The organism is Rhodococcus sp. P4_F5 (genome assembly GCF_056401315.1).
On the sequence record NZ_JBFUJP010000010.1, the window covers coordinates 74007 to 85197 of the forward strand.

Genomic DNA, 11191 nt, shown 5'->3' on the forward strand with positions numbered 1-11191 from the left:
AGATCCGCAGCAGACAACAGGTCCTCCAAAGCTCGCGAGCCAAATCTATTCGTTTACGTATCGACAGTTGTACGACGCACAATGACGCATCGCACGACAATGTGTCGCGAGCAGCCGATGCCGATGCCGACACCGCTCGCGACTGGATCAAAGATACGGGACCGCCCCGGACCGACCCGCCGGCAAATCGGATCAGCCGCCGGCGACCAGTCCGCTCGAGTCGGCCGACTGCGACGTGGCGCGGGCGCGGGCGTGGGCATCCGCGACCAGCTTGTCGACCACGTCGGCGAATCCGTCGCCGGCCCCACTGCCGCCCGCGGCCAGCAGAATCGTAGGAACGAGGCTGGTCAGAGCCGTGGTGACGATCGCCTCGACCGCCATCCCGCGGTCAGCCAGCGAGGCCGTCAACAGCTTCAGCCGCTCGTCCATCTGACCGTAGGTGACCGTGATGCCGTCGTGCTCGAGCGCGATCGTGTCCGAGCTGGACTCGGCAACCGTGGCAACGAGTCGCGGTAGGTCGTCGACGGTCGGCGCGGCGGCGGAGCGCCCGACGACCTCAGGGGCGTTCCAGATGTCGATGTCGCCGACCACGGCGTCGGCGTCGGTCACGACGGTCCGCACGATGTGCAGGAACCTGTCCGCGAACCCGATCACGGTCGCCTCGTCGAACAGGTCGGCCGCGTAGAAGAGCGAGGCAGACAGGCTCGACACCACACCGGTCGCGTCCCGGTTCTCGACCAGGGTGAGCTTGAGGTCCGTCTTGGCCATCACGAGTCCACTGTCGAACTCGGTGGCGGTCAGTTCCGGCAGTTCCAGCGTCGGCCTGCCGAGGTTCTCGAAGGAGAGCATGACCTGGGCCAGCGGCGAGTACGACGGCGACCGCACCGGGTTCAGCCGCTCCACCACGCTGTCGAAGGGGACATCGGCGTGCGCGTACGCCTCCAGGTCCGTCTTCTTGGCCTGCTGGACGATCTCGGCGAAACCGCGCCCACCGTCCACAGCGGTGCGCAGCACCAGGGTGTTGACGAACATCCCGACCATCTCGTCGAGTTCGGCCTCACCGCGACCGGCCACCGCGGTCGAGATCGCGATGTCCTCGTTGGCGGTCAGCCTGGACAGCAACGTGGCGAGCGCTGCGTGCATCACCATGAACAGCGTGGCACCGCCGCGGCGCGCAATCTCGTGCAGGCCGGCCACCAGGTCGGCGTCGATCTCGAAATCGACCTTCCCGCCGCGCATCGACTGCCGGGCCGGACGCGGGCGGTCGGTGGGCAATTCGATCAGTCCGGGCATGCCCGCAAGGGTGCCCTCCCAGAAGTCGAGCTGACGCCAGGCCAGCGACTCGGAATCGTCCTCGGCGCCGAGCACCTCACGCTGCCACAGCGCGTAGTCCGCGTACTGCACGGCCAGCGGCGCCCACTCGGGGACCGCGCCGGTGACCCGCCGGCCGTACGCCAGCATCACGTCGCGGGCCAGCGGACCCATCGACGCACCGTCCGCACTGATGTGGTGGACGACAAGCGCCAGCACATACTCCTGGTCGTCGGCCTGGAACAGCCGGGTGCGCAGCGGCGGCGTCGTGGTGACGTCGAAACCCTGCGAGGCGAACTCAACCAGCGCGGCAGGGACCGCGTCCCCGTCGACCGGCACCGGGGACAGGTCGATCTGAACCGAGGAGACCGGCAGCACGACCTGCCGCGGCACCCCCTCGTCGTCCGGGTACACCGTCCGGACGGACTCGTGGCGGCCAAGCACGTCAGCCACCGCCAACTCGAGCGCGTCGAAGTCGAGGCGTCCGTAGAGCCGGACGGCGATCGCGATGTTGTAGGCGGGCGACGCGGGGTCGAGCCGGTTGATCAGCCACATACGCTGCTGCGCAAGCGAGAGCGGCACCTGCTCCGGGCGCTCCGCGGCGACCAGCGCGGGCCGAGGGGCGCGCCCCTCGGCGCTGACCGCGCGGGCGGCCAACTCGGCGACCGTCGACGCCTCGAACAAGTCCCGCACGCCGAGCGCAGATCCGACCGCCGAGTTGACCCGGGCGACCACCCGAGTCGCCGAGAGCGAGTTGCCACCCAATGCGAAGAACGACTCCGTTGCGGAGACCCGCTCGATCCCGAGCACGTCGGCGAAGACTCCGGCGACGGCCACCTCGACCGGCGAGCCGGGCTCGACGTACTCGCCCGCGTCCGCACCGAAGTCCGGGTCCGGCAATGCCTTTCGGTCGAGCTTGCCGTTGACCGTGAGCGGCAACGCATCGAGCAACACGATCGCCGACGGCACCATGTGGGCGGGCAGAGTACGGCTGACGAACTCCTTGAGCTCGGTGACCACCACCGACTGGCCTGCCACCGGCACGACGTACGACGCGAGCAGGACGTCGCCGGTCGGACCGGTACGGCCGACGGTCACCGCGAAGTCCACCGCATCGTGTGCGTCGAGAGCGGCGTCGATCTCGCCGAGCTCGATCCGGAATCCGCGGACCTTCACCTGGAAATCGCTGCGGCCCACGTACTCGACCTCGAGACCGGCGGTGACATTCCCCGTCGCTCCGCTCGCCCTGTTGACCTCCACCCAGCGCACCACGTCTCCGGTCCGGTACATCCGCGCGCCGGGTGCGCCGTACGGGTCGGCGACGAAGCGTTCCGACGTGAGCGCTGACCGACCGTGGTAGCCACGGGCCACCGCCGGACCGGACACGTACAGCTCACCGGCGACGCCGACCGGCACCGGCCGCAGCCGAGAGTCCAGGATCACCGCGGCGACACCGCGGATCGGGCCGCCGATGGTCACTGCGCCGCCCGGCACCAGCGCGCTGCTGATGTTGGTCGCGACGGTGCCCTCGGAGGGACCGTAGGCGTTGAACATGGCCCTGCCGACGGCCCACCGCGAGACCAGTTCCGGTCCGCAGGCGTCGCCACCGACGATCACGGCGGTGACTTCGTCCAGACCCGCCGGGTCCACCGTGGACAGTGCCGCCGGGGTCACGAACGCATGCGTCACCCGCTGCGACTGCAGCAGGATGCGCAGTTCGTCGCCGCCGTAGATCTCGGTCGGCGCGATCACCATGGTCGCGCCCGCACCGACAGCGAGCAGCAGTTCGAGCACCGATGCGTCAAAGCTCGGCGACGAGAAGTGCAGGGTGCGAGACGAACTCGTCACCGAGTAGCGCTCACGCTGCTCGATCGCGAAGTTCTCCAGGCCGGCGTGGGTCACCACGACGCCCTTCGGCAGACCTGTCGAGCCAGAGGTGTAGATGACGTACGCAGTGTGCTCGGGGCGCAGCGGCGCGAGCCGATCCGCGTCGACGATCGCGTCCGCGCGCAACTGCGCGCACCGCGCCTCGAAGGCCGGGTCGTCGAGGACCACCCAGTCCACCGAGTCGGGCAGCGCTTCGCGGTGTGCGGCGAGCGTCAGACCGAATCGAACCCCGGAGTCGGAGACCATGTGCTCGATGCGGTCGGCCGGGTACGCCGGGTCGATCGGCAGGAAGGCACCTCCGGCCTTGGTCACCGCCCACACGCCGAGCACCGACTCCACCGACCGGGGCAGTGCCAGCGCCACGAAGGCCTCCGGACCGACGCCCGCGGCGATCAGCGCCCGCGCCACCCGGTTCGACCGCTCGTCGAGTTCGACGTAGCTCAGTTCCCGGGCGCCGGCGACCAGCGCGGGTGCGGCCGGGTTCACGGCGACGGCTGCGGCCATCAACGCCGGCAGCGGGGTGCCCGCCGCGGCGGCCTCGCCGCGGACCGGGACCAGTCGCTCGTGCTCGGCGGCGTCGAGCAGGTCGATCGCGCCGACCGTCGCCTCGCTGTCGGAGGCGAAGGCCTCCAGCACCGTCAGCAGCCGGTGCGCGAAGCCCTCGACATCCTCGCGGGAGAACGCGGTCGACATGTACTTGAAGTTCAGTTCCAGTGTGGCGCCGAGGATTCCGACGACAGCCAGCGGGTAGTGCGAGCCGTCCTTCACGTCGACGTCGAGCAGTCGCAGGCCGGCGATGTCCGACTCGTCGGTGACGCCCTGTCGGTCCACCGGGTACGACTCGAGCACCAACAGGGTGTCGAACAGGTTGCCCTTGCCCTCGGCGGTGATGATCTCGCTCAGGCCCACGTACTGGTGGCCGAGCAGCTGCGTCTGTTCCTGCTGGACCCGGGTCAGCAACTGCGCCACGGACTCGTCGGGGTCCACGCTCACCCGGACAGGAACGGTGTTGATGAACAGACCGACCATGGACTCGACGTCGGCCAGCTCCGCCGGCCGACCCGAGACGGTGGCGCCGAAGAGCACGTCCTCACGCGCGGTGAGCCGTGCGAGCACCAGACCCCACGCGGCCTGCAGCAGCGTGTTGGTGGTGACCTCGAGCCTCCGGGCGAGCTGCTTCAGCCGACCGTCGAGGTCGTCGTCGAGCACCACGGAGAGGTCGTCAGGCGCGGCAACCGCCGGCTCCGCGCCGGTCCGGGCGGCCAACATGGTCGGCTCCTCCACGTCGGCGAGGAGGCGGTGCCACTGCGCGCGGCTGGCCTCGGCGTCCTGCGCCGCGAGCCACGCCAGGAAGTCCTTGTAGGTCCGCACCCGCGGCAGCATGTCCGAGGAGCCGCCCGCGGCGTACAGGGTGAGCAGGTCACGCACGATCAGCGGCGTCGACCAGCCGTCGGCCAGGATGTGGTGGTTGGTGACCGTGAGGATCCACCGGTCCGCGTCCGTGCGGATCAGGTGGAACCGGGTCAGCGGAGCGGCAGTGAGGTCGAACCGGGAAGCCCGATCCGCCTGCATCAGCCGGGCCAGCTCGGCGGACCGGACGTCGACGTCGAGCACCGACAGGTCGGTCTGCGTCCACGGCAGCGTCACGCCGTCGAGCAGCACCTGCAGGACCTCGCCGCTGTCCTCCTCCTGCACGAAAACGGTGCGGAAGACCTCGTTCCGGGTGATCAGGGCCTGCCCCGCCGTGCGCATCCGGTCCGGATCGACCTCGCCGCCGAGTTCGAGCACGATCTGCGCGGTGTAGACGTCGACGTCCTCGGCAAGCAGCGAGTGGAAGTACATGCCGTGCTGCAGCGGCGCGGGCGGCCACACGTCGACCAGCGCCGGGTATCGCTGCTCGAACCGCTCGATCTGCTTCTGCGACAGCGTCACCAGGTCCAGGTCCGACGGGGTCAGGCCGCCGGCCGACTCGTCGGAGGCATAGGTCGCGACGGCCTCGAGTGCCCGGACCCACCAGTGCGCGAGGTGCTCGGCCTCGTCCGCGGAGAGCAGCTCGGACGCGTAGGTGAACGACGCCGCGAGGTGCGCGCCTGCGCCCTCGCCTTCGATACCGGCGTTGATCTCGACAGTGGCCGAGAGTGCCGCGTCGGCGTCGTGTGCCGACAGGAAGCCGCCGATGCCGACGGAGTCGTCCGGCGTCCACGGCGCACCCGCAAGGTCCTCGCCCAACGCCGCCGACGTCCGCCCGAGGTAGTTGAACATGATCTGCGGCGACGCGAACTCGGCGAGCGTGCCGCCGGTGTCCTCGCGCAGGTGCCGCAGCAGCCCGAAGCCGAGGCCGCCGTCCGGCACCGCCAGCAACTGCTCCTTGACGGCCTTGACCACGGCGCCTGCCGCGGCCCCGCCGTCAAGGGCATCGTCGACATCGAGCCCACCGTGGTCCAACCGCACCGGGAAGATGTTGGTGAACCAGCCGACCGTCCGGGACAGGTCCGCCCCGACGATCACGTCGTCGTCGCGGCCGTGGCTCTCGAGCGCCACCAGGACCGAGGACTCGTCGACCCCACGGTCGCGACGCCAGCGGGTCACCGCGAGCAGCAGCGCCGCGAGCAAACCGTCGTTGACGCCGCCGCGGAAGGCGCGGGGCACGCTGGTGAGCACCGCGTGGGTGACCTCCGGGGAGAGGTCGATGCGGACCGTTCGCGCGGTCGCGGAGGTGTCGCGCGCCGGGTCGAAGGCGCGCGACCCGAGCATCGGGTCCGGACCCTCGAGCGCGCGCTGCCAGTGGTCGAATTCGCTTGCCCGAGAATCGCTCAGGGCCTCGTCACGCAGCGCGTGTGCCCACCGCCGCACAGAGGTGCCGACCGGCTCGAGCTGCGCGGGCTGACCCACCGCGAGCCCGGTTGCCGCGATCGCCAGGTCCGGCAGCACGACCCGCCAGGACACACCGTCGACTGCGAGGTGGTGGATCACCAGAAGCAGCCGGGCGGCGCCCGACGGTGCGCGCAGCCACACGGCCGCGACCAGCCGGCCGGCGGCCAGGTCGAGGCGGTCGGCGGCCGCGTCGAGCTGCTCCGCCACTACCGACTCGAACTCTTCGGTGCCAGGTTCGGCGGTGACGTCCTGTCGGGAGATCACGTCGACGGCCCGCACCGAGCCGACCTCGCGAACCTCGAAGGCCCAGTCGCCGTCGTCGGTCCGGGAGAGCCGCGAGCGCAGTGCGTCGTGGTGGTCCAGGACCGACTGCAGCGCGCCGCCGAGGACGTCCTCGGTCAGGTCTGCTCCCAGGTTGAGCAGGATCCCCTGGGACCGGCGGGCAAAGGGACCCTGGTCCAGCATCCAGCGTCCGACGGGCAGCAGCGGCACCTCTCCGACACCGCCACCGGGCAGCTCCTCGAGCACCGACGCGATCTCGTTGCTGAGGGCGCGCTGCGCGACGAGTTCGGCGAGCCGGGCGACAGTCTTGCAGTCGAACACGTCGCGGGTGGTGAAGGCGACGCCGGCCTCCTTCGACCGGGACACCAGCTGGATCGACATGATGCTGTCGCCGCCGAGCGCGAAGAAGCTGTCCTCGATGCTGACCTCGGCGAGCCCGAGGACGTCGCCGAAGACCGTCGCGATGGTCTTCTCGAGCTCCGTGACCGGGGCGACGTACTCCACCGTCCGAGCCTTGAAGTCGGGTTCCGGCAACGACTTCCGGTCGATCTTGCCGTTCGCGTTGAGCGGCAGGTCGTCGAGCGTGACGACCGCCGACGGCACCATGTAGCTCGGCAGGTGCAGCCCGGCATACTCGATGAGTGCGGGGACGTCCAGCTCGGCACCGGGTGCGGGGACCGCGTACGCGATCAGACGTTGACCGAGCTCGCCCTCGTGCACCAGCACCGCGACCCGGACCACGTCGGGGTGGCCGAGCAGCACGGCCTCGATCTCGCCGAGCTCGACACGGAGCCCGCGGATCTGGACCTGGAAGTCACTGCGGCCCTGGTACTCGAGCTCACCGTCGGCGTTCCACCACACCACGTCGCCGGTGCGGTACATGCGCCCGCCGTCGGCCGCGAACGGGTCGGCCACGAACATCGACGAGGTCAGGGCGAACCGGCTGCCGTAGCCGCGCGCCACGCCCTCGCCGCCGACGTACAGTTCGCCGGTGACGCCGGGCGCCACCAGCCGCAGCTGCGAGTCCAGGACGTACACGCCGAGGTTGCCGATCGGCCCGCCGATCGGGATCCGGCCCTCCCGGTACGCGGTGTCGACGGCGGCGATCCGATGCGAGGTGACCATGTCGGTCGCCTCGGTGGGACCGTAGTTGTTGTACAGCCGTACCCCGCCGGCCTCGAGCTGGTGCAGGCGGTGTGGACGCACTGCCTCGCCGCCGAGCAACACCGCGCGCAGGCGCGGCAGCGCGGCCCGGGTGTCGTGGTCGAGCAGCACGTTGAACGCGCTCGGGGACATGTTCGCGATGGCGACGTCGCCGCGCTCGACGATCCCCAGGATCTCCACGGGATCGAAGCCCTCGTCGGGCAGGTGCAGCACCGCCCCCTCGGTCAGCGCGACCCACACGTTCTTCTGCGTCTGGTCGAACACCGGGGCGTTGCCCACCAAAACGCCGTCGCCCTCGGTCAGACCGAGTTCGCCGCGGTACCACTCGACGATGTTCGCGAATCCGCGCATCGGGACCAGGGTCGGCTTGGGGCGCCCGGTCGAGCCGGAGGTCGAGATGACGTACGCGAGCCGGGCGTCGGCCTCGCTTCCCCAGGAGTTCGGTACGGGCAAGTCGTCGAGGTCCGCGATGCGGGCCTGCGCGATCGGGTCGTCGAGCAGGATCATCGGGCCGGCATAGCCGGCGGCACCGGCCCAGGCACTGGTCGCGACGAGACATCGCACGTCGCAGTCCTCGAGGAGTGCCTGCGCCCGCTCGACGGGGGCAACGACGTCAACGGGCGCGTACGCGGCGCCGACCTTCCACACCGCCAGCATGCTGACGAGCCAGTCGATCGACCGAGGCACGATCAGCGCGACGACGTCGTCGACACCCACACCACGACCGGCCAGTTCACGGGCCAGCCGGTTCGCACGACGGTCGAGTTCGCCACGGGTGACGGTCAGCTCGCCCGCCACCGCGGCCACCGCGGCCGGGTCAGCCGCGACCGAGCGGTCCCAACGGTCGGTGATGTCGACGCCGAAGGGCACCGGAGCCCCGGCGCCGGCAGCCAGCAGCTGCTGAGCCTCGCCCGCCTCGAGCAGGTCGAGCCGGTTGACCACGGTGCCGCGGTCGGCCGAGAGAAAGGTCCGCAGGTAGTTCAGGAACCGGTGGTGGTAGCCACCGAGTTCGCCCTCGGAGTACAGGTTCGGGTTGCCCTCGAAGTCGATCTGGACACTCTTGCCCGCGACACTCGGGTAGAGGTTGACCGCGAGATCCTCCACCGGGCCCGTGCTGAGCACCTTGAACCGGCCGGTGAAGTCGCCGAACCGGAGCTCACGGTGAAACATCATGATGTTGATCGACGGGCCGAAGAAACCCCGCTCGCCGGTGACGGCACCCGCATCGCGACGCATGTCCTCGTGGCGGTACATCTGCCGACGCAGTGCCCCGGTCAGTTCGAGGTTCGCCGCGGCGATCAATTCGTCCACGGTGGTGTCCGAGTCGATCCGCAGCCGCAGCGGGACGACGTTGGAGACCATGCCGCCGGAACGGCGCAGCACCGCGGTGGCACGCGCGGAGACCGGCAGGCTGAGCACCACGTCATTGCTACCGGTCATACCGGCCAGGTAGGCGGCGAAGGCCGCCACGATGGCGGGGGTCTCGCCGGCGACACTGCTGTCCGCGGTGRCCGCGAGCAGCTCCGAGGTTGCGTCCGGGACCAGCTCGCCCGCAACCGTGGCATGCGAGTCCACCGGCGCGGTGCGGCCACTCAGGCTCAACGGGGCGGGTAGGTCCGCAACCCGCCCGGACCAGTACTCCCGGTCTCGCTGGAATCGGGGCGAACTGCGGTACGCCAGTTCGTTGTTGTAGATCTTGACGAGCTCTTCGGCGTGGCCGGCCTCGATGTCGCGGCCCTGCACGACGGCCGTGTACAGCTCGGCGGCACGGTTGAGGATCGCCATTGCTCCGAAGCCGTCGAGCGCGATGTGGTGGATCCGGCAGTACCAGTAGCTGTGGGTCTCGCTGAGCTTGAGCACGGTGGAGACGATCAGCCGATCCTCGAACAGGTCGAGGGGCGACCCGTAGTCCTGGCGCATCCAGGCCTGCGCCGCGGCGACCGGGTCGTCCCGGTCGGAGAAGTCGAGGAACCGGACGTGGTCGTCGATCGAGCGGTCGACGACCTGCTCGGGGATCCCGTCCGCGGGGACCAGGCGGAGGTATGCGGAACCGAATTCCTTGCCGGCGATCCGGTTCGTCATGGTCAGGATGTCGACGTCGAGGAGTCCGTCGACCTCGATGTACTGGGCGATGGTGAGCGGGACATCCCCGGCGGCCTGCTGTGCGAACCACATACCCCGCTGAGCGGACGACAGTGGAAACTGCCCGGAGGTGTGCGCTGCCGGTGCCTGCGACGCCTCCTCCGGGGCTCCACCAGATCCGACTGCACCCAGGGTGTCCAAGGTTTCGCTCCCCCATCTCGACGAAGTTCCGTCGCTGTGTCTCGTCGTGGTCTCGCTCATGGCACGACAGTCCCCTGCCGATCCACAGTTGTCATCGCTCCGGCATCACCCTTTGTTAGCTCACGCCTCCTCAGGAAAACACCACGACCACGTCAGCAGCCTCACGTTGCCGACATTATGTCGGCAATCACAGACGAACGCCGGTCGATCGGCCACCCACTCGTGGCGAGCGGCCATCGTCCGGCGTGCGAGACAACCGCCCGGAATCATGTCACATGCAGACGGGACGACAGCACACCACACCGCGGCGGAGCACCCGTAGTTGTTATCAGTTCCCCCGCCGCACGACAAATTCTGTGCGCAGCGTCTCCCCCACTCTCCCACAGGGTTACTCGACGGTAAGTTGACGTTCGGTTCCGGATAATCGGGACCCGCGCCGAGGCGCCGATCGACGTGGTCACGGGCGGCTCGCACCGCCGCTACACCAACTTCGCCCCGGCTCCCATTCGCCGGCGCACATCCCGCAACAACACATGGTTGGCACCGTGCCTGACGAACCGCGGCAGGAACCTGTTGACGAACGAGACGAACACGAACAGGTTCTCGAACCGTCGGCGATCGGTCTCGGTCCACTCGATGTCGAGCAGGTCCCGGAACAGGGGCGGCAGGAATCCTGCGGTCAGGAACCGAAGCAGGTTCCCGAATACGGCCCGCAGCGGCCAGGCGACCATCCTCAGGTTCACCAGGTCGTCCAGGTACCGACGGGTCCGCTCGTCGATGGTCACCTGCTCGCAGGCCAGGTTCCAGTACCGGTCGAAGTCGGCGCGGGTGGGCGGCCACATGTCCTCGGTGACCTGCAGGGTCGTGCCGAGCGTGGACGACGACTGGTAGAACGCCTCGGCCTGCTCCTCGGTCAGCCTGCCGTGCAGCAGCTGGTGGCTGTCCTCGAACCCGACGTAGAGGCACGCGGCCACGTACATCTGCAGCTCACGGTCGAAGGCGTTGTACTCGACGGGACTGTTCTCGTCCGAGCGCACGTGCCGGTGCACGCCGTTGACCGCCTGCCGGTAGGCGAGGCGTTCCTCCTCGCTGCCCAGGATGGCGACCGCGAGGTACTGGAAGGTGGTGCGGGCGCGTTTCCAGGGATGCCGGACCAGGCTGCCGGACTCGACCTTGCTCTCCATCACGCCGTACGCGACCCCGGGCCACCCCAACTGCATGATGACGTTGGCGGCGCCGCCCGCGAACGCCCAGAAGTCGAGGGCGTCGGTGATCAGCACCTCCCGGCGGTTCCGGCGCCGCACCTGCGAGCCGATCTCGATCCGGGTGTACGCGGTGGTGAGCGTCGGCTCGGTATCCATGGTTGCTGTCCTCACGTTCGTATCGACTC

Annotated in this window: 2 protein-coding genes; both read right to left on the reverse strand. The window is 69.5% G+C overall.

The annotated features are described in order from the left end of the window. Positions 1 to 192: 192 nt before the first annotated feature. Positions 193 to 9861: an amino acid adenylation domain-containing protein gene (locus AC1DU4_RS07250; protein ID WP_477838417.1), complete on the reverse strand. Its 9669-nt coding sequence runs from the start codon at positions 9859 to 9861 to the stop codon at positions 193 to 195. Between the two features lie 419 nt (positions 9862 to 10280). Next, complete coding sequence (locus AC1DU4_RS07255) at positions 10281 to 11162, reverse strand: oxygenase MpaB family protein (RefSeq protein ID WP_477838418.1); 882 nt, start codon at positions 11160 to 11162, stop codon at positions 10281 to 10283. Positions 11163 to 11191: the final 29 nt, after the last annotated feature.